The organism is Bacillus sp. SIMBA_074 (assembly GCF_046534555.1).
In the GTDB taxonomy this organism is placed as follows: domain Bacteria; phylum Bacillota; class Bacilli; order Bacillales; family Bacillaceae_G; genus Bacillus_A; species Bacillus_A mycoides.
The window spans coordinates 1-240 of sequence record NZ_JAWRYM010001151.1 but is presented as its reverse complement, the minus strand read 5'-3'; the positions used below and the strand labels follow the sequence as shown (position 1 = coordinate 240).

Genomic DNA, 240 nt, shown 5'->3' with positions numbered 1-240 from the left:
GAAATCCAACCGAAATAAGTTTGATAACCTTAATATAACCAATGTTTCTGACGGAATTTATTTAGAACAAAGCAATGAGAATACTTTGCATGGAAATAACATCCAAAAATCACGTTACGGTATGCATCTCATGTTTTCCAATGATAATATACTTGACGAAAATGTATCTAGATCAAATACAACAGGCACTGAGTTGATGGAATCAAAACGGACAGTCGTTAGTAATAATCAGTTTTCTTC

The 240-nt window shown here is 32.5% G+C and carries 1 protein-coding gene; it reads left to right on the top strand.

Annotated features, from left to right (window positions below):
- The coding region (locus SB773_RS34345) for a NosD domain-containing protein (RefSeq protein ID WP_410594995.1) at positions 1 to 240 on the top strand (240 nt) is incomplete at both ends.